Origin of the sequence: Psychrobacillus sp. BM2, from assembly GCF_048572895.1 — a bacterium.
Classification (GTDB): Bacteria; Bacillota; Bacilli; order Bacillales_A; family Planococcaceae; genus Psychrobacillus.
The window spans coordinates 328,490-347,636 of record NZ_CP183878.1; the positions used below are offsets into that span (position 1 = coordinate 328,490).

Here is a 19,147-nt window from a genome sequence, read left to right on the forward strand (position 1 = left end):
TAAATTTATCCATAGCCAGCCTTCATAAACGTTATCTTTTTTTATAACATTTCTTCTACTTCTTCAGCGGAAATTGGAAGACTTACATAATAGCCTTGAACAGCATCACAGCCCATTTGTTTAAGTAGCTCAAACTGTTCGGCAGTTTCTACACCTTCTGCAACTACTCGTAAACCTAGTGATTGTCCAAATTGTACTAAACCTTGTACTAGCTTTTCTAGCTTTTCCTGTTGAGTTATAGAATTTATGAATGATTTATCAATCTTTAATTTGCCAATTGGTAGCATTTGCAAATAGCGTAAAGAGGCATAACCTGTTCCGAAATCATCTAACACAAAGACAATGCCGTCCTGCTGGAGCTTCTGTATTTGCTGAACAATTGCTTTTTCCGCTTCCGCCTCGAGTGCAAATTTCTCAGTAAACTCAATTTGAATCAGCTCTGGAGAACAATTGTACTTTTCTAGTACTTTTCGAATGGTCTTCACCATGTTTTTATCTCTAAATTCACGAATAGATGAGTTGAAGCTAACTTTGATAGGCATTCCTTTTCGTTGCCAAATAGCAGCTTGCTCGCAAGATTTTTCAAGCATATATTGACCGATTTCGTTGATCATTCCGGTCTCTTCAGCGATTGGGATTAGTTCTTCAGGAGATACAGTACCCAACATGCTATCTTCCCATCTTACTAATGCCTCTACTGAAGTTATAGCACCTGTTTTCACATCTTTTTGAGGCAAGAACATGACATGTAAATCATTATGGTTTAATGCTTCTAATAATCGTTTTTCAATTTGAACCTTACGAGAAAGTTTTGAATGATCAGACTTGGAAAGGGTAGTAATCATACTGCCGCCCTCTAGTTTAACCTTTTGAATCGTATTAGTAGTAGCTTTTAATAAATGAAGATAAGATTGCTGATCTTCGGGATATCTAGTAATAGCTCCGCTAACAGTAATCGGAATTACTTTGCTATCTAAGTAAATAGGATTTTGCTTTAAATAATTGGTAAATCCTTGAATATACCAATCACTTAAAGGAGTAACTATAGCAAAATCATCTCTACCGGATCTTGCAATAATAGAATCCTCAAAATAGATTTTCAATCGTTTACTAAACTCATTTAACATTTTTGTTTCTGTTTGATCATTGAAAATTTCTTTTAATGTATAAAATTGATCGATGCTAATGAAAACAAAAGAAAATGATTTTTTTTCATCGATATATTCATTTACTACTTCCTCTAAACGATGTCTGCTTAACAAACCTGTTTCTGTGTCAACATAAGCAATCTGTTCAAGTTTAGTTTGCATTAATTTCTTTTCGGTAATTTCCTCTTCCAATAATAAAAAGTAAGAGGTATTATTTTGGGTATCAGATACTGGGATACCTAACAAATTCACCCAATAAACAGTTCCATCTTTTGTAATTTTTTCAACGGCAGCTTGAAATGTTTTTCCGTCTCGTAGTCTAGTGATAATCTGATTACCAATTGCTATATGCTCCGGAGTATCTGGGAGTAACTGCCAAAAAGATTTTCCGATAATTCGTTTAGGTGTCCATGCACTTTTTTTCAAAAACTTATCATTTGCATGCATGATTAGTCCTTCACGATCTACATAGACTAGCATGAAAGAATCTGATAATCCTTTTTTGATGAGCTGAAGCTCATGAAAAGAAGATACTTCCATTAAATTATTTGTATCTGTTTTGATCTGAAATAATACGTAACGCATATCCTGCCATGCAAAAGAGTTTGCAACAATGGAGGTTTTTATAGCTTTTTTATCTTTAGAATAAAGGACTACCGGGCTAACCTCAAAAGGGTCTTCTGTATGCAAAATAGCTTCCCAATTTGCCGTAAAGTGTCCTTGTGTATAATCTGTAAAAAGTGGTACATCGGTGTCCTGGAAATCATCAATAGTGTAACCGAATTGTTTTTCTGCTTCTTGGCTCCACCAGACGATCTTACCCACGTTATTTGTCATGAAACTAGGTGTTGGCAAGTGATTAAAAACAGTGTTACTTAAGTTTAAAGATTCTTCTATGAGAAACATATTCAAGCCCCCTTAAATAGTCTATGATTATAATACATAGTTTCAAAAAATTAGTCATTAGTATAATACCATATATTCATTTGAATATAAATAGATGGGTAAAAAGTACTCTGGAAAGTGGGTGGGTAAAATGCAGAAAAGTAAATTTGTAAGGTCCAAAGGTATATTTCTAATTGTTTTAGGATCAATTCTATGGGGTGCTACAGGACCTATGATGGAATGGGTTTTAAATAATACAGGCTTATCTGTTTCTTTTTTCTTGACGGTTCGCTTAGTAAGTGCTGGATTATGTATATTATTTTTTCTGTTAGTAACTGGTAAGCAAATTTTTCTTATATGGAAAGATATTAGTTGGCTTAAACAATTAATTGTTTTCGGCGTACTAGGAATGTTGGGAGTACAATACACATTTGTAGCAGCAATTGAAGCGAGTAATGCATCGATCGCTACATTACTTCAATTTTTAGGGCCAGTTTATATTATTTTATTTTTATCCTGGAAGAACAAAATGTTTCCACCTAAATATCAGGTTATAGGTATTATTGGTACATTAATTGGTTTGTTTTTATTGTTAACGAATGCAAATGTGAGCTTTTTGTTAATTAGTAGAGAAGCATTACTTTGGGGTTTAGCAGTAGGAGTAGCATTTTCTATTTATACGGTCTATCCAGCTCGGCTTATGAAAGAATGGGGTGTTCTTGTTATTGTCGGTTGGGGAATGTTAATAGGTGGGGTGGTCCTAGCAACGGTTACTCAAATATGGAAAACGGATGAATGGATTTATCTTGCAGCATATCCTATAAACTTAATCGTCATAATTATTATTTTAATAGGAACCATTGCATTTATATTGTTTTTGTCGAGTATGAAATACATAACGGCAGTGGAAACAAGTATACTTTCCAGTATTGAGCCATTAACGGCGATGATTATTTCGGTATTTTGGTTTAGTCAAATACTTGGGGTATGGCAATATATTGGTGTTATTATTATGCTTCTATTTGTCACATGGCTCTCTGCTGCAGGGGAAATTAAATGGATACGTAAAAGTAAAGGATGACTTTCGAAATATTAAGTCATCTTTTTCTATGTCTTCAGTAGAGTTTATGGCATAATAGATTTTACAAGAATTAATTCGAGTGTCGAAGAATCTAGGGGTGTTTCCATTTTGAAGACAATTTTTTCATATTTATCTCCATATAAAATATTGGTTATCGTCGCTTTATTGTTTATGTTAGTAGAGCTTTCCGTGGAGCTTGTTCAACCATTGCTCATCGCGGTCATTATTGATGATGGAATTCTAGCAGGGGATCAGCAGGCTATTATGTTTTGGGGAAGTATTATGCTTGGAATTTCCTTTTTGGCATTCTTAGCAGGAATTATTAATACATTTATCGCCTCGCATGTTGTACAGAGTTATGGTTTCGATATACGTCAGGCATTATTTAAGAAAGTGCAGGCTTTTACAATGGCTACTTTTTTAAAGTTTCCAACCGCTAGTTTAATCACACGTTTAACGACAGATGTGACAATTACTCAAAATCTAATTTTCATGGGATTACGTATTATGCTACGTGCCCCTTTACTAGTTGTCGGTAGTATTATCATGTCCTTTATAGTAGACCCATATTTAGCTATGTTTTTAGTAATTGGTGCTCCTTTTTTATTAGTATTCCTTTATATTATGAGTCGGAATGGTTTAAAGCTATTTGGAAAAGTTCAAAAAAGGGTGGATCAGGTCACAAGAAAAATACAAGAAAATCTACAGGCAGTTCGTTTAATAAAAGCATATTTGCGTGGTAATTTTGAATCAAGTCGTTTTGCAACGGTGGCAGCTGACCTGAAAATGGATAATGTAAAAGCATTTCGAATTATGGAGCTAATATTGCCCGTATTACTCTTTGTCATGAATATCAGCTTGTTAGCGGTTCTATGGTTTGGGGCAAAAGAAGTTCAAACAGGAGATGTGGAGTTAGGTAAGCTAGTAGCAATCGTTAACTATGCAATGCGTATGACAGGTGCCTTTTCTATGTTTGCTTTCATTATTATTTTCTTCTCTAGAGCAAAAGCATCCTCTGAGCGTATGGAGGAAGTACTCCTTGTTGAGGAGGGAATTGAAATTATTAATACAGATTCGCCAGGGGCGGCTCCAAGGATAGGGGAAATTGAGTTTCAACATATGTCATTTCATTATCCTACGACCGATATGCCCGTCTTAAGAGATGTGTCCTTTAAGGTTAAACCGGGATCGAAGCTCGCGATTATGGGAGCAACTGGATCTGGTAAATCAACTCTTCTCAATTTAATACCAAGGTTTTTCGATACAACAGAAGGAGCTATATTAATAGATGGAGTCGATGTCAAAGAATGGCCGCTGGAAGAGCTGAGAAAGATAATTGGACTTGTTCCTCAGCAATCTATTCTTTTTACTGGAAGTATAGAGGAAAACTTAGGATGGGGAGATTCCACTGCAACGGAAGAGTTACTAAGAGAAGCTGCAAAACAAGCGCAAATTCATGACTCTATTGAACAATTCCCAGACCAATACAATACGAGAGTTGGTCAAAAGGGAGTCAATCTATCTGGTGGTCAAAAACAGAGACTCTCGATTGCACGTGCTTTGGTCAGAAAACCAGAAATATTATTACTTGATGATAGTACAAGTGCATTAGATGTATCAACAGAAAATGCATTATGGGAAGCTTTAGAAGAAGAGAATGCAACAATGCTTGTTATTACACAGAAAATCCGAACTGCAAAGGGTGCGGATCACATTTTATTATTAGAAGAAGGTCAAGTTTCTGCATATGGCACGCATGATGAGCTATTGAAAAACTCTTCTCTCTATAAAGCAATAGCTGAATCGCAGCAGGAGAGGGGCGAGCATGATGAACTTCATTCCTAAGCCTTTTGGATATGAGCCTATCATTACTAAAGAAGATTTAAAGAAAGATCATAAAAAGAAAGTTGATAAAGCATCGGATTGGAAGGGTGTTTTAAAAAGAATATGGAAGTTGGTCGATGAACAGCGGTTTTTATTAATCATTGTTCTGCTGATGGTCATCGTCAGCTCCGCCTTAGCACTAGTTGGTCCATATTTAATCGGAGTTATTGTAGATGAACATATTTCCAAAAGTATATTTGAAGGCTTAGCTAAAATTATAGGTGTACTACTCATCGTTTACTTGTTTTTCTCTCTCGCTACTTATTTGCAAAGCTATTGGATGATTGGTATTTCTCAGCAAACAATTTATAGATTACGTACAGGATTATTTGAGCACTTACAGAATCTACCCGTGTCCTTTTTTGATAAACGCCAGCATGGAGAGTTAATGAGTCGAATGACAAATGATATAGAAAATGTCAGCCAAACATTAAACTCATCCCTCATCCAAGTGTTTTCAAGTGTTTTAACCTTGGTTGGTACTACAGTCGTCATGCTTCTATTAAGTCCGGTGATGACTTTAATCACGCTTATTATTGTACCCTTTATGTATTTTGCGATGCGGTGGATTACGAAGCGTACATCTAAATTGTTTAAGGAGCAGCAAAAAGCAGTTGGTGAACTAAATGGAATGATTGAAGAAACGATTTCTGGTCAACGAATTGTAAAAGCCTTCTCACAAGAAGGACGGATGCAAGAAGAGTTTGCCGTTAAAAGTGAACGTTTAAAACTAACCGGATTCTGGGCGTTAACATACTCTGGTCTTATCCCAAAAGTGATGAACTTATTGAATAATACTAGCTTTACGCTTGTTGCTGCTGTGGGTGGATTATTAGCGTATTATGGGCATGTGACAATAGGGGAAATTGTTATTTTCACGGAGTATTCAAGGCAGTTTACTCGTCCATTGAATGATTTAGCGAACCAATTTAATACGGTGCTGTCTGCAATTGCAGGGGCAGAACGTGTTTTTGCTATTATGGATGAGCCTATTGAAGAAGATGAAGCCGTTGATAATACAGATTATAAGTTAAAGGGTAATGTAACATTTGAAGATGTGACGTTTTATTATAATAAAGAAGATGAGTCTCCGACTATTTCTAATGTATCTTTTCATGTGGAGTCAGGGAAAACTGCTGCTTTAGTTGGTGCAACTGGAGCAGGGAAAACGACTATTATGCAGTTACTTGCGCGTTTTTATGAAGTAAATGGTGGACGTATATTAGTAGATGGTATACCTATCGATCAGTTGCCTAGACATACGCTACGAAGCCAAACAGCATTTGTTTTACAGGATCCATTTTTGTTTGAAATGACGGTAAGAGAAAATATTAGATACGGTAAGTTAAATGCAACAGATGAAGAGGTGCTCCGCGCTGCGAAAGAGGCGAATGCACATGACTTCATCATGAAATTACCAAATGGGTACGAAACTATTTTATCGGCAGATGGTGGAGAAATTAGCCAAGGTCAAAAACAATTATTATCAATTGCTCGTGCGCTTGTTGCAGATCCAGCAATTCTGTTGTTAGATGAAGCAACGTCTAGTATAGATACAGTTACAGAAATGAAAATTCAAGAGGCGCTTGAACGACTGATGGAGGGCAGAACAAGCTTTGTCATCGCTCATCGATTGAATACAATACGCCAGGCAGATTTAATATTTGTAATGGAAGGTGGGAAACTAATAGAGTCAGGCCCACAGCAAGAGCTGTTGCAAAATAAAGGCAAATATTATAGTATGTTAACGAATTCAAAGGTTTAAGGAGACATAAATGAATATATCTGTAATGACTGTGTCGTTTCCATTAGATGTGGAAACGATGGAAGAAGTAAAGCAATTGATAGCTGAAGCAAAAACAGTGGATAAAGCCGATTATACTTCCCTGCTAAGCATCGCTGAACTAACCGATTTTTATACAAAAGGTTTTTGCGTGCTTGCTTATGACGACAATAGCGACCAGTTAGTCGGCGTATTAACATCTATTGATCGAATAGCAACACTGGATTTTGAGTGGAGTAGCGTAGTGCTACCTAGTGTTCGAAGATTAGGGATAGGTGAACGACTAGTAACTGAGTTAGTTAGAAATTTAGAATTACGAGCAGCGGCAGCGGATATCGCCTTGACTCCTGAAAGCTCGGAAGCAGGTAAGCAGCTTCTTCACAAATTCGGCTATACTTATGACTTTTCGGAGAGAACGATGGTAGCCGATGCAGAAAAAGTGGAATTAAATAGTGAAGTGGAAGTTTCACAATATAGCGATGAGGAGTCAGAAGTCGTTGGAGTATTAGTAAGCGCATTTGGTGACACGGAAGAAGAAGCTAAAGAGTTAATAGCGTTTAATACGCAAACACCTAATCGCCATTTGATGATTGCCAAACGTCAGGCCGAAGTAGTTGGAACGGTTACTATAGTTGATGATGGGGAGAAACTATGGGTGACAGGGCTAGCTGTTCATGAAAATGCACGTGGAAAAGGTGTTGCAACCTACTTATTGAACTGGAGTAAAAACGAAGCCAATCGAATGGAGAGAGCATCTGTCTATTTGGATGTAGAAACAGACAATGAACAGGCGTTATCTATTTATGAGAAATCAGGATTTACTACGGTGAGTAACACTCATTTTTATAAAAAAAGGTAACCAGTAAGATAACAGTGAGCAAATTGTGTGTTGATTTGTTCGCTGTTTTTTTGGTTGGTTATGAATCATATTACATTACGTCTCTACTCCTCGCTCTCGTATAGAGTGAAATCACTCTCGTATAAGCACAAATCACTCTCGTATAGGGGTAACTCACTCGTATGAAGTTGGTTCTCTCTCGTATAGAGTGTAATGTCTCTCGTATAAATCTAGGCATGCTTTATATGTATCATTCTTATTACTTCAGTAACAAAATACCTAAGACCATAAATGATACAATAAAGAAAAAACAAAATCGTAGGTGATGACATGTCCTTAAACAGAATTGAGCTTCAGCGAGAACTTATTCCATCATATAATCAGTATCCATTCTCTATTCCTTCTATCGCAAATCTACATCAACTGGAATTAGACAATAATGTTACTTTTTTTGTTGGAGAAAATGGATCGGGAAAATCCACTCTGTTAGAAGCCGTTGCGGATAAATGCGAATTTAATACTGCAGGTGGCGGTAAGAATAATTTTTACGAGGTAGATTCATCGGAATCGGCACTTGGAGATTATATAAGGCTTTCTTGGCTTCCTAAAGTAACAAATGGTTTCTTTCTTCGTGCGGAATCCTTTTATAATTTTGCCTCTCATATCGACCAAATGGGAACAGGTTCATATGGTGGAAAGTCCTTGCATCATCAATCTCATGGAGAAGCATTTTTCTCTCTTTTCTCTAACCGCTTTAGAGGGAGAGGTATTTATTTGTTAGATGAACCGGAAGCTGCTTTATCGCCCTCGCGTCAGCTGGCATTTTTAAGGATTTTACATGATTTAGTACAAGAAGATGATAGTCAATTTATCATCGCCACACACTCTCCAATTCTATTAGGCTATCCAGACGCTACTATTCTAAGTTTTGATGATGGGGATATTAAAGAAATAGACTATGAAGAGACGGACCACTATCAAATAACAAAATATTTTTTACAAAATAGAGAAAAATTTTTATTAGATATATTAGCGGAAGATTAAAAAAATTTCGATTGTTTACTTTCTTCTAAAGGAAATAAAGAGGTATAATAGTTTTAAGAAGGTACAAGGAGGTTGGCTTTATGAAAATTTATGCCCATAGAGGTTCTTCAGGTACGCATCCAGAAAATACAATTGCTGCTTTTCGAGCAACAGCAAAATTACCTGTTCATGGCGTGGAGTTCGATGTTCATATGACGAAAGACCACGAACTGGTTGTTATTCATGATGAGACGATTAATCGCACATCCAATGGAACAGGTTTTATTAAAGATATGACATTAGCTGAATTAAAGGAATTCGACTTCGGTTCTTGGTTCTCCCCAAAGTTTAAACAGGAAACAATTCCAACATTAAGAGAAGTGTTATATGTATTTAAAGATACAGATCACCACTTAAATATAGAATTGAAATCTGACATATTTCCATATGAAGGTATGGAGCAGGCGGTACTGCAAATGTTAAATGATTATCGATTAGATGCGCGTGTTGTTATCTCTTCATTTAACCATGAGATGGTAAGGAAATTTAAACAATTGGCACCTCCTATAGAAACAGCCGTCCTCTTTATGGAAGTTATGATAGAGCCGCACAAATATGCAGAAAAAGTAGGAGCAGATGCACTGCATACATTTTTCCCAACAGTTCTAAGACCGATGGGGGCGGAGGCGATTGCAAATGGCAAAAAAGTTCGTGCTTTTACTGTCAATGAAGAAAAGTACGCAGATTTGTTAAAACAAGTTGGAGTAGATGCAATTTTCACCGACTACCCAGAGAAAATGTGGAAATATCTTCAATCATAAGTAAAGAGACTACGAGAAATCGTAGTCTCTTTTTGTATAGGTTCAGAAAATAGAATAAAACAAATTGTTAACTAACCGTGAAAAAATTATTTAGAATAATATCATCTTCTTGACTATTTATTCTTTTTGAGACTTACTTACTTGCAGTATGGGGAATCCACCCATTTGTTGTTATTATGCAATTCCAGTGAGACTTCTTAAGGATAAAGGACTTATTTCTTCATCAACAAGTACATAAAGTAAGGTGCGCCAATAAGAGCAACTACAACTCCTGCTGGAATCCCATTTGGTTCGATGACGTTTCGACCAATTGTGTCAGCGAAGAGTAAGAGCCATCCACCGATTAGGATGGAAATAGGGATGAACAATTGATGACGCGGGCCTACTAATGATTTAGCGATATGAGGGGCCATCAAGCCTATGAAAGCAATTCCCCCAGTTACAGACACTGCAGAGGCAGCTAGAGCGACAGCAGCTAATAAGAGAATGATCCGCTCCTTCTCAATTGCAAGCCCTACTCCGATGGCAACGGGTTCATTTAAATTAAGGAGATTTAATTTATTTGCCTTATACAATGTAAACGGAATAAGAACGATTAACCAAGGTAAAAGGGCCAAGATAAATGGCCAATCGGCTCCCCAAATATTACCGGCCATCCAATGAGCGATGAAATCTACTTTTTGACGATCAGCAGAAGAAATAAAGACAATCATCAACCCTGAAAGAGCCATAGAGAAACCAATACCAATCAAAACTAATCTAACAGGCTGTAACCCAGTTTTTCGGTTGTACGATAAGATATAGATGAAAAAGGCAGTGATTAAAGCACCAGCAAATGCAACAAGTGGTAGTAAGTATACAAAAGAACCGGGTTGAATCGGCATAAATAAGAAGAAAATGGAAACCGCCACTCCGGCTCCAGAGTTAATCCCAATAATGCCCGGATCTGCTAAATCATTACGCGTAATACTTTGTAAAATAGCACCAGACAGTGCTAATGCCATTCCCGCAAGAATCGTTATGATAATTCTTGGTAAGCGAACGGAGAATAAAACAAATTCCTCTTTAAATGTCCCCTGACCAAAAAAGGTTGGCAACAGCCGATTAAAGGAGAGGGGAGAATAACCAATTCCAGCACTCAAAAAAGCAGTAATTATAATAAGCGAAAGTAAAATGATAAATATTATACGTTGTTTTTTTACTAGTTTACGTTGAATCATTGAAATACTCTTCCTCCTTTACGAACGATTACTAAGAAGAAAGGTAATCCCATAATAGCTATAATAGCGGCAACAGGAGTCTCATATGGAATATTTATAGTTCGTCCTACTGTATCAGCAAGTAGCATAAGGATAGCTCCTAATATAACCGACATGGGAATTATAAGCCGGTAATCCGTTCCAACAATTGCTCGGACAATGTGGGGTACCATCAAACCAACAAAAGCCATATTTCCTACAAGAGCAACTGAAGCACCTGCAAGTAAAATAACGACTACAAATAAGATTGTCTTTGTTTGAGTTGTTTTTTGTCCAAGTCCTACTGCTACTTCTTCATTTAAACTTAAAATAGTTAGCTGTCTAGATAATAATAGGGCAATAATGATTCCGATTGCGATAAAAGGAGTAATCATCTGGAGCTGACTCCAGTTCGTTCCTATTAATCCTCCAGCTGTCCACATAGAGACATCTTTGGAAATTTTAAAGTAGATTCCAACACCATCTGCAATCGCATACAAAAAGGCGGAGACCGCAGCACCTGCTAATACAATGCGAAGAGGAGAAAAGCCCCCTTTTTTCATCGCACCAATTCCAAAGACCATTACAGCACCAACCGCAGCTCCTATAAAGCATGCAATAGTGATACCGAAGTAATTGAGACCGGGAATAAGCGCAAGACTTATAGCAAGAGCAGCGTTTGCTCCCGAAGTTAAACCTAATAATCCTGGATCGGCGAGAGGATTACGGGTCACTCCTTGCATGATCGCACCAGCTACAGCTAAGGCAGCACCGACCAGTATAGCAGCAACTTCTCTAGGTAGTCGCAGCTCTCGTAAAATATTGATAGAATCGCTTTTTACATTAGAAAATAATGCTTGCCATACATCTTGTAACGATGTTGAGGCTGCGCCATATACCATAGAGATGCTGAACATTATAAACAGTAAAATAAGACCAATAACAAACTTTAAACTAAAATGCATAGAGGTTTTCATCGTATTATCCTTTCTACAAAAATAGCGGAGGAATCCCATAAGAATTCCTCCACTATCATTACTTACTGTTTTAAAAAGCTGTCTTTAAAGAACTCCAATTGATAATCTAACGAGATAGGATCATTAAAGTAAAATTCTTCTGCATTTGCTTCAAACAGTTGCCCTTTTTGAACAGCGGGAATATTTTTAAATACATCTGTCTCTTGGAATGAATTATCTTGATCTGCCACTTTACTAAAAATGACATAGTCACCTGCATATTCAGGAAGAACCTCTAAAGATAAAGCATAATAACCAGCTTCTAAAGCCATTTCTTTTACTTTTTCAGGCATATTCAGTCCCATAGCTTGATAGATAACTTCTGTCCCACGACCCCAATTGTTCCCGAATACATACAATTGTTTGTCGTAGTTTTCAATAACGGAAACAGTTGCATCCTCCCCAATTACTGCTTTAATTTCTTCTCCAGCTGCTGCTGAACGTTCTTTGAAATCATCAATCCATGCTTGTGCTTCTTTTTCTTTATTCAGTAGTTTTCCTATTTCTAAATGCTGTGTTAAATAATCTACTTTTCCATAAGTATATGTTACAGTTGGAGCTATTTCTTTTATTTTATCTAAGTTTTGAGTGGTAGAAGAACCGATGATTAAATCCGGGTCTAACTCAATAATTTTTTCTAAGTTTTCTTCCGATACTTCCTCCACATCTGCTAAGTAAGAATCGTATCCTGGGTTAGATTTTGACCACGAATCTACTCCGACTAGATTTACGTCTAGTGCAGCCACGTTTCCTGCATAAGTAGAAAGGACGACAACTCGTTTTGGATTTGCTGGAACTTCTACCGGTCCAGTTTCGGATTCATATGTAATCGTAGTAGGTTCATCTTTCGTGTCACTTGCTTTTGTATCCTTAGTCTCACTGTTGCAGGCACCTAAAATCAGTACTAATAAAATGGCAATCGGCAATAATAACTTTTTCATCTATTTTTCTCCTTTTAATAAATCGTATGTGATACACATTGGTTTACTTGTTCGTGGATCTATTCCGATTTCAGCATCTATATTAAAGACATCACGTAAAACTTCTTTCGTGATTACTTCTTCACAAGGCCCAGCTTTCACAATTTGTCCGGCCTTCAGAGCAACGACATAGTCTGCAAAACGTGCTGCTTGGTTTAAATCATGTAAGACCATTACAATAGTTCGTTTCTCTTGCTGATTTAGGCGCTGTAGAAGCTCTAGAACTTCTAATTGATGTGCCATATCTAGATAAGTGGTAGGCTCATCAAGAAATATAATCTCTGTTTCCTGTGCAAGAGCCATCGCTATCCATACTCGCTGACGTTGACCACCGGAAAGAGAATCGACCGGCAAATACTTAAATGTGCTAGTGTTAGTCACTTGAAGTGCCCAATCTATCACCTCGTAATCCTTTTTAGAAAGTCTTCCAAAACCAGATTGGTAAGGAAAGCGTCCATACGATACCAATTCCCCCACAGTGAGACCGCTCGCACTTTCAGGCGTTTGAGGTAAAATGGCCATCTTTTTTGCAAGAATTTTAGTGTTCTCTTTAGCAACGTTTTTACCATCTAATACTACTGCACCAGACTGATGAGAAATGATTCGTGTAATCGCTTTGAGAAGAGTGGACTTCCCGCAACCATTTGGTCCTATTATTGTAGTAATTTTCTGATTTGGAATTTGTACAGACAAATCCTTTACGATGAGTTGCTCACCGTAGCCAATGGATAAATCGTCCGTATATAAACGAACCATTTGAATACCTCCAAACTAATTCTTGCTTATTTTATTGATAACGATTATCATTATCATATTAGCAACTATATTTAATAATTTAACTGATGTCAACAAAATTTTTTGAGGTTGGGAGACTGAAGATGCATAATGTATTTGATGTGACGATTATTGGTGGAGGTCCAGCGGGTCTATACTCAGCTTTTTATAGTGGTTTAAGAGAAATGAAAACGAAAATTATAGAATTTCAACCTCAATTAGGTGGAAAGCTACATGTGTATCCGGAGAAAATGATTTGGGATGTAGGGGGGCAGACTCCGATTCCTGGTGAGCGTTTAATCGATCAATTAGTTCAACAAGGTCTAACATTTGATCCTGAAGTTGTAGTGAATGAGAAAGTAGATTCGATAACTCGTCGAGAAGACGGTATCTTTGTTTTGCATGCTGCTTCTGGCGTGAAACATTATTCGAAAACTATTATCATCGCAGTAGGAAGTGGTATTTTAAAGCCTACCAAGCTAGAAATCGAAGGGGCCGAACGATTCGAGGTCAGCAACTTAAACTACACAGTCAAATCAATTCAACGTTTTAAGGATAAAACAGTTATTATTTCAGGTGGAGGTAACGCAGCGATTGACTGGGCTAATGAACTAGAGCCGATTGCCAAAAAAGTATATGTAACATATCGTAAAGATTCGTTAAATGGTCACGAAGCACAAGTTACACAATTATTAGAGAGCTCGGTAACCTGCTTTTTCAATACAAAGATTACTAAGTTAATCGCTAATGATAATCACGATATGATAGAACGAGTTGCTGTTTTGGACAATGAAACTGGAGAGACAACGTATATAGAAATTGATGAGGTCATTATCAATCATGGCTATGATCGGGAAGCTGAGCTTCTAAAAAATAGTGAAATGCCAATTGATATTGCAGATGACTTTTATGTGAAGGGCACTAGCTCATGTCAATCATCCATTGATGGGGTTTATGCAGCAGGGGATATCATTCAATATCCAGGCAAAGTAGGCTTAATAGCTGGCACCTTCCAAGATGCTGCAAATGCAGTCAATCAAGCTAAGCAGTATATCCAACCTGGTGCTAATAATTATGCAATGGTATCTTCACACAATGAAGTATTTAAGGAACGAAATAAAAAGTTAGTGAAGCAACTCGTCTAAAAACAAGTATAAAGTTTTCCCACCCACTATAAAAAGTTGTCTCTAAGTAAGTTATACTTGGAGACAACTTTTTTATGTTACTGGTATATAAAATACTACAAGTGTGGAGTGCAAATTAACTAAGGAACTTGGAAATATTATCCGTTTCGCAAATAATTGAAAGTTGATCGCAAGTAAATATAGACCTAATGCAAGTAAGTCCTTTAAGTCTGCAAGTAATCTCCAGATGGAAACAAGTAAACAGTGGGGCCAGAGCAAGTAAGAACCAAGTAGGATTAATATGTAGTACTCCACTAGAAGATTTAGCCTGCTTTTCGCTAAGGATAAGATTGGTCAAATTTTAGAGAGTGATTAAATTATTGGTAATCGATTTTGAATTAGATATGCTGCGATTATCCAATGATAGAAAAAGAAAATAGATTTTCTTTTATACTAGTGGAAATAAAAGAAAAATAGTAAGTGTTGACTCATAAAGAAGCGAAATAGCGAACGAAATTGCATCTTCGAGAGCTTACTCTATCAATTAGAAAGTATCTTATCTCTAGTTGTCCAAAACCGCATTAACCTGTTTCTAAGAGTTGTAAGAGGGAGACGGACAGGCAAACGCCATAAAATTACCGAAAAAAAGTGCTATTGGTTGTGACGGATGTCACAACCAATAGCACTAAAAAATTAACACGGTAATAATATAGCAAAACGTCTGTCCAAACCCTTCGAGAACGATAAAAACAAGTTTTAAGGGACTGGGCATTTTTTTTGCGGTTTTTCTTAATCACCATCTAGCTTTATGTTCTTCAATACATCCCAGTAATTGTTTTACCTCAAGGGTAGGTCCATTTTCTAGCTGGATTTTGCCATTAAAATAACCCATCATTTGATGAACCTCGGAGTAAATAAGCTTCAAATCAGTTTTAGCAATGCGATGGAAAAATGGGGTGAATGTCAAATTCACTTCATCGGAAAACTTTGTGTTGACCTTCCATGGTTTCATAAAATCATTCGTATCATATGTAAACAATAAATCTTCATGAATTTTAGTCATTTTGCCATCAATGATAATAGCATTTTCAGTCATGCCTGTGCCATCTGTCCATTTACCTCCAAAATTCAATCCAACTCTTTTTGAACCAACGCGTTGAGAAGCAAATCCCCAGTTCCATAAAGCTTCCCTAGGCCAAACCCCTCTACCATAATCGAGTACTGCAAAATTGTCCTCTTGCTGAAAGTTAAAGCGAGAATTACCAACTTTCACATAGCCGGACGTTGGTAATGTATGATGCTTCCCGGTAAATTGAAACTGCGTGCGATTCCAAGGAATTACTACATTTAAAGACTCATCCTCAGCTGGGTGAGATATATGTAAATCAGCATGTAAAAAGTCACCATCGAAATCTGGGATAGTTACTGTCATATGAGTTTCATTTTGTATATACAGTAATTGGATGGACATTTCTTTGGAATGAAGTTGAATACTTTCCAAAATATTAGCGGGCATTTTTATTTTATTTCCCAAGGGAATCGTAACTGTCTTTTCAACATATCGTTGCGTTTCATAGTTGAGAAAATAGACAAAGCAAACCGCTGCGTAATCTAGATGGCTGATAGTGGCAGAAAAAAGAATATCATCCCCAAAAACACACCAATAATTCCACTTTTTCTTACGCATATAGTGACCTTTTAAATTGCTTTCAATTAGAGGCTTCTTTGCATATCCAATTGCTTTTGGGTTCAAATTACCTTTTTTATCGCAAAGTAAAGTAGGCTCTGAAATTTCCTTTTCTGCATGCTGTTTCACTGGCCATTTTCCTTTCATAAAGTAATTTGTCAAAAAAATAAATTAGTTTGTTAATTCCATACTAGCATATATTTTCTGTTTAATCATATAAACAAAATAGAGGGAGGATGAAAATTGGCAACTTACAATCGTGAGGCAGCAGTAGCCTATGCGCAAAAGTGGTGGAATAGCTATAACCCGAGGTTTCCAATGTTCGATGTGGACTGTACAAATTTCATTTCACAATGCTTGTTTGCGGGGGGTGCTCCTATGAGGGGGCAACCAAATAGAGAGCGAGGGTGGTGGTTGAGCAATGACACATGGAGTTTGAGCTGGAGCACCCCTCATTCCCTACGCTGGTACTTAGCGGGTTCTACAAAGGGTCTGCAGGCAACACAAGTTAATTCACCTGATCAGTTAGTCCCAGGTGATCTTATTTTTTATGACTTCCAAGGCGATGGTAGGTTTGATCATTCTACCATTGTAACAAGTGTTCAGAATGGTGTTCCTTACATTAACGCACATACGAATAATAGCCGTAATCGTTACTGGAGTTACGAGGATTCCTATGCACATACTCCAAGGACGAAGTATATATTTTTCCACATAAAAGATAAATTTTAACGTCGATTCAAGAATAGTTAAATCAATATAAAAATCAAACAGACTCCCAAAAGTAAAATCTCGGGAGTCTATTTATGTTTATTAAAAGGTATACCTCTAAATTATAAGAATATTTCGTCAAAATGGAGTATAATTATAGTATAGAGCAAATAAAAAGGAGTGGAATATTTTGCTTGTTTTAATAATTTTAGGAATTTCCGCTGTATGCATCGCATTCGGTGTTGTGTATGATTATTTCTTTCGAAAAAGCTTCAAAGAAACAAAAAGAGGTCCTGCTAATCTAAACGACGGTCAAGTGAAGCTAGATGTAGCAACGTACCAAGCTGTAAATACAATGAACATGCCATAAAAAATGTAGTGAAACCTGTTTCCGAAAGCTTTTGAAGGCGAAGTACTGTCAAATGCCATAAGGTTATCGAAAAAAGAAATGTTGGTCGTGACAGCAGACACGACCAACATCTTCAAAAAACAATCGGTAATAGTATAGCAAAATGTCTGTTCAAGCCCTCGAAAACGATAGAAACAGTTTTGACCTTAAAGGACTAGGCATACTTTTGACCCGGTTTTTCTTAAAAGATAGGAAAGTATATAAAAATGTCTTGTGCACACTGGGTTTGTGACACTTTCAGAAATAGCTAAGATGATAAGACTGTTCAAGCTTTAGAGGGTAATAAAATTATTAATAATTTGCCTTGAATTAGAAATGCTATTATCCAATAATAAATGGAGAAAGTAGATTTCTGATATACTAGTGGAAATAAAGAGAATTAATAAGTGTTTTTCCAATAAAGAAGCGAAATAGCGAACGAAATTGCATCTTCGGGGCCCGCACGATGCGGGTCAGGCAGTCGTTGCGATCGCGTTGTCGCGTACCTAGACAGTCATCTGTCTCTATGAATTAGAAAGCATCTTATCTCTAGTTATCAAAAAAGGTCTTAACCTCATTCTTACAGTTGAAGGAGGGCGACGGAAAGATAAAGTGAAACTTCAGTCAGTGGGGCTTCATTCCCCACTGATTGTTAGTTGAACCATTCGGGCATTAACGGGCAGTTCTCTACTGCCCGTTAATGCGGAACAAACGTCATAAAATTACCGAAAAAGGAGAGGCTGGTTGTAACGTCAGTCACAACCAGCCTCTTAAAAAATACTCGGTAATCCAATAGCAAAACGTCTGTCCAAAGCCCTTTGAAAACGAAAGATAAAGGTTTTGAACTAAAAGGACCGGGCGTTTTTTGGCCCACTTTTTCTTATGCCTACAAATACCAAAGTAAGGCAATTGTATCTTCACCAGCATGTACAGCAAGGGATGTGCTTATTTCACCGATAGTAAACTGTAAATTTGGTGCTTGTTGTAAAATAGCTTCTTGTAAGTCAATTGCTTGTTGCTCTGCGTTGGCATGCATTATATACACATGCTTTAGACCATCCTTATCTGTAGCTTCAACTGCCTTATTAATAAGATACTGGATTGCCTTTTTATAAGAACGAACTTTATCTAATTCCTTCAGTTCTCCATGTTCGTTTATTTGAATAATTGGTTTTATTTTAAGTAGGCTTCCTAGATAGAATTGTGCGCTGCTCAATCTTCCACCTTTATACAGCTGAGTTAGGTTACCTATTAATATGAAGTTACGAAACTTCGAAGTCATTTCCCTTAACTCCACTGCAATTTCCTGAAGAGATTGCCCTTTTTCTTGTAATTGCAATCCTTTTTCTACTAATCCTGTAATACCCGCCGATAATGAATGGGAGTCAATAAATTCTACTTGGACATGTGCAATCTGAGCACCACTAATAGAAGAAGAAAGTGTGCCACTTAGACTTTTAGAAACATGAATTGCTATGATAGATTCGTATTCCTTACTCAGTTTTTCATATAATACTGCAAATTCACCCGCTGAAGGTTGAGAAGTTTTAACTGATTCTGTTCCATTACGTATACGATCATATAATTGGTCGGGTGTTAAATCGATACCATCTACAAATTGTTCCAAACCAAAATGAATATTAAGTGGGAGAACATATACATCTGGATGATCATTTAATGTATTACTCACGTACGCGCTACTATCGACTACCCACGCAATTTTTTTCAAAGTCATTTTGAACATCCTATCTAATTTAGTATTTAAA

16 protein-coding genes are annotated in these 19,147 nt (G+C 36.9%); 9 read left to right on the forward strand and 7 right to left on the reverse strand.

Features of this window, described 5'->3' with window-relative positions; translation table 11 throughout:
- Positions 1-41: 41 nt before the first annotated feature.
- Positions 42-2,054 carry an EAL domain-containing protein gene (locus ACN6MX_RS01490; protein WP_419960922.1) on the reverse strand — a complete coding sequence of 671 codons (2,013 nt, stop codon included), beginning with the start codon at positions 2,052-2,054 and terminating at the stop codon, positions 42-44.
- Positions 2,055-2,184: 130 nt separating this feature from the next.
- Here ACN6MX_RS01490 and ACN6MX_RS01495 point away from each other — a divergent pair, with 130 nt between their 5' ends.
- The 6 genes from ACN6MX_RS01495 to ACN6MX_RS01520 all read left to right on the forward strand — a co-directional run bounded on the left by ACN6MX_RS01495 (position 2,185) and on the right by ACN6MX_RS01520 (position 9,463).
- Positions 2,185-3,114, forward strand: coding sequence for a DMT family transporter (locus ACN6MX_RS01495; RefSeq protein ID WP_419960923.1), 930 nt, complete (start codon positions 2,185-2,187; stop codon positions 3,112-3,114).
- Between the two features lie 108 nt (positions 3,115-3,222).
- Entirely contained in the window at positions 3,223-4,959 is a 1,737-nt protein-coding gene (locus ACN6MX_RS01500) for an ABC transporter ATP-binding protein (RefSeq protein ID WP_419960924.1), read from the forward strand.
- Positions 4,943-6,763 carry an ABC transporter ATP-binding protein gene (locus ACN6MX_RS01505; RefSeq protein ID WP_419962528.1) on the forward strand — a complete coding sequence of 607 codons (1,821 nt, stop codon included), beginning with the start codon at positions 4,943-4,945 and terminating at the stop codon, positions 6,761-6,763. Before ACN6MX_RS01500 ends, ACN6MX_RS01505 begins: the two co-directional genes overlap by 17 nt.
- 10 nt (positions 6,764-6,773) lie before the next feature.
- A complete protein-coding gene (locus tag ACN6MX_RS01510) occupies positions 6,774-7,640 on the forward strand; it encodes a GNAT family N-acetyltransferase (protein WP_419960925.1) in 867 nt (288 codons plus the stop codon).
- A 309-nt stretch (positions 7,641-7,949) separates the two neighbouring features.
- Positions 7,950-8,663: an AAA family ATPase gene (locus ACN6MX_RS01515; protein WP_419960926.1), complete on the forward strand. Its 714-nt coding sequence runs from the start codon at positions 7,950-7,952 to the stop codon at positions 8,661-8,663.
- Positions 8,664-8,743: 80 nt separating this feature from the next.
- On the forward strand, positions 8,744-9,463 hold the full coding sequence (locus tag ACN6MX_RS01520) for a glycerophosphodiester phosphodiesterase (RefSeq protein WP_419960927.1): 720 nt from the start codon (positions 8,744-8,746) through the stop codon (positions 9,461-9,463).
- 212 nt (positions 9,464-9,675) lie between these two features.
- Here ACN6MX_RS01520 and ACN6MX_RS01525 read toward each other — a convergent pair whose 3' ends face one another.
- From ACN6MX_RS01525 to ACN6MX_RS01540, 4 genes are all read right to left on the reverse strand, one after another.
- Complete coding sequence (locus ACN6MX_RS01525) at positions 9,676-10,683, reverse strand: FecCD family ABC transporter permease (RefSeq protein ID WP_419960928.1); 1,008 nt, start codon at positions 10,681-10,683, stop codon at positions 9,676-9,678.
- The gene (locus tag ACN6MX_RS01530; RefSeq protein ID WP_419962529.1) at positions 10,680-11,666 is read right to left on the reverse strand and encodes a FecCD family ABC transporter permease; all 987 of its coding nucleotides are present in this window, start codon (positions 11,664-11,666) and stop codon (positions 10,680-10,682) included. The genes ACN6MX_RS01525 and ACN6MX_RS01530 overlap by 4 nt, the downstream gene beginning before the upstream one ends.
- Positions 11,667-11,740: 74 nt before the next feature.
- On the reverse strand, positions 11,741-12,658 hold the full coding sequence (locus tag ACN6MX_RS01535; protein ID WP_419960929.1) for an iron-hydroxamate ABC transporter substrate-binding protein: 918 nt from the start codon (positions 12,656-12,658) through the stop codon (positions 11,741-11,743).
- Positions 12,659-13,453: an ABC transporter ATP-binding protein gene (locus tag ACN6MX_RS01540; RefSeq protein ID WP_419960930.1), complete on the reverse strand. Its 795-nt coding sequence runs from the start codon at positions 13,451-13,453 to the stop codon at positions 12,659-12,661. It abuts the gene before it with no gap.
- A 116-nt stretch (positions 13,454-13,569) separates the two neighbouring features.
- On the opposite strand from ACN6MX_RS01540, the gene ACN6MX_RS01545 reads away from it, so the two are divergent.
- Positions 13,570-14,616 (forward strand): NAD(P)/FAD-dependent oxidoreductase, encoded by a 1,047-nt coding sequence (locus tag ACN6MX_RS01545; RefSeq protein ID WP_419962530.1) that lies wholly within the window; start codon positions 13,570-13,572, stop codon positions 14,614-14,616.
- A 772-nt stretch (positions 14,617-15,388) separates the two neighbouring features.
- Here ACN6MX_RS01545 and ACN6MX_RS01550 read toward each other — a convergent pair.
- Positions 15,389-16,411 (reverse strand): DUF2804 domain-containing protein, encoded by a 1,023-nt coding sequence (locus ACN6MX_RS01550; RefSeq protein WP_419960931.1) that lies wholly within the window; start codon positions 16,409-16,411, stop codon positions 15,389-15,391.
- 114 nt (positions 16,412-16,525) lie between these two features.
- On the opposite strand from ACN6MX_RS01550, the gene ACN6MX_RS01555 reads away from it, so the two are divergent.
- Both ACN6MX_RS01555 and ACN6MX_RS01560 read left to right on the forward strand, forming a co-directional pair.
- Positions 16,526-17,014 carry an amidase domain-containing protein gene (locus tag ACN6MX_RS01555; protein WP_419960932.1) on the forward strand — a complete coding sequence of 163 codons (489 nt, stop codon included), beginning with the start codon at positions 16,526-16,528 and terminating at the stop codon, positions 17,012-17,014.
- A gap of 169 nt (positions 17,015-17,183) precedes the next feature.
- A complete protein-coding gene (locus ACN6MX_RS01560; RefSeq protein ID WP_419960933.1) occupies positions 17,184-17,363 on the forward strand; it encodes a hypothetical protein in 180 nt (59 codons plus the stop codon).
- 904 nt (positions 17,364-18,267) lie between these two features.
- On the opposite strand, the gene ACN6MX_RS01565 is transcribed toward ACN6MX_RS01560, so the two are convergent.
- Positions 18,268-19,116: a DegV family protein gene (locus tag ACN6MX_RS01565; RefSeq protein WP_419960934.1), complete on the reverse strand. Its 849-nt coding sequence runs from the start codon at positions 19,114-19,116 to the stop codon at positions 18,268-18,270.
- Between the last annotated feature and the right edge of the window lie 31 nt (positions 19,117-19,147).

Bases quoted from the DNA above. Each gene is read 5' to 3' on its own strand.
- ACN6MX_RS01490 (WP_419960922.1), bottom strand. From the start codon at position 2,054: ATGTTTCTCATAGAAGAATCTTTAAACTTAAGTAACACTGTTTTTAAT.
- ACN6MX_RS01495 (WP_419960923.1), top strand. From the start codon at position 2,185: ATGCAGAAAAGTAAATTTGTAAGGTCCAAAGGTATATTTCTAATTGTT.
- ACN6MX_RS01505 (WP_419962528.1), top strand. From the start codon at position 4,943: ATGAACTTCATTCCTAAGCCTTTTGGATATGAGCCTATCATTACTAAA.
- ACN6MX_RS01510 (WP_419960925.1), top strand. From the start codon at position 6,774: ATGAATATATCTGTAATGACTGTGTCGTTTCCATTAGATGTGGAAACG.
- ACN6MX_RS01515 (WP_419960926.1), top strand. From the start codon at position 7,950: ATGTCCTTAAACAGAATTGAGCTTCAGCGAGAACTTATTCCATCATAT.
- ACN6MX_RS01520 (WP_419960927.1), top strand. From the start codon at position 8,744: ATGAAAATTTATGCCCATAGAGGTTCTTCAGGTACGCATCCAGAAAAT.
- ACN6MX_RS01525 (WP_419960928.1), bottom strand. From the start codon at position 10,683: ATGATTCAACGTAAACTAGTAAAAAAACAACGTATAATATTTATCATT.
- ACN6MX_RS01530 (WP_419962529.1), bottom strand. From the start codon at position 11,666: ATGCATTTTAGTTTAAAGTTTGTTATTGGTCTTATTTTACTGTTTATA.
- ACN6MX_RS01535 (WP_419960929.1), bottom strand. From the start codon at position 12,658: ATGAAAAAGTTATTATTGCCGATTGCCATTTTATTAGTACTGATTTTA.
- ACN6MX_RS01540 (WP_419960930.1), bottom strand. From the start codon at position 13,453: ATGGTTCGTTTATATACGGACGATTTATCCATTGGCTACGGTGAGCAA.
- ACN6MX_RS01565 (WP_419960934.1), bottom strand. From the start codon at position 19,116: ATGACTTTGAAAAAAATTGCGTGGGTAGTCGATAGTAGCGCGTACGTG.